At 66.3% G+C, this 255-nt stretch carries 1 protein-coding gene; it reads right to left on the bottom strand.

The window, feature by feature from the left end:
* Positions 1 to 23 precede the first annotated feature (23 nt).
* Positions 24 to 255 (bottom strand): glutaredoxin 3 (gene grxC, locus SB751_RS33000; protein WP_410749376.1); only part of this gene is annotated, 232 nt, incomplete at its 5' end.

Genomic DNA, 255 nt, shown 5'->3' with positions numbered 1-255 from the left:
GGTGGGAGGGGCAAAAAGGGGCGTCAGCCGTTGAGCAATGGGGTCAGGCCGCCCGAGCGGTCCAGCGCCATCAGGTCGTCGCAACCGCCGACATGGGTATCGCCGATGAAGATCTGCGGTACCGTGCGCCGGCCGGTGCGTTCGATCATGAGATCGCGCTGGCCGGGTTCCCGGTCGATCTGGATGATTTCCAGGTCGGTCACGCCGCGCTGCTCGAGCAGCGCCTTGGCGCGGGCGCAATAGGGACAATAGTCC

Origin of the sequence: Cupriavidus sp. SIMBA_020, assembly GCF_046535395.1 — a bacterium.
Classification (GTDB): domain Bacteria; phylum Pseudomonadota; class Gammaproteobacteria; order Burkholderiales; family Burkholderiaceae; genus Cupriavidus; species Cupriavidus campinensis.
The sequence above is the reverse complement of the archived record's forward strand: the minus strand, read 5'-3'. Positions and strand labels throughout refer to the sequence as shown.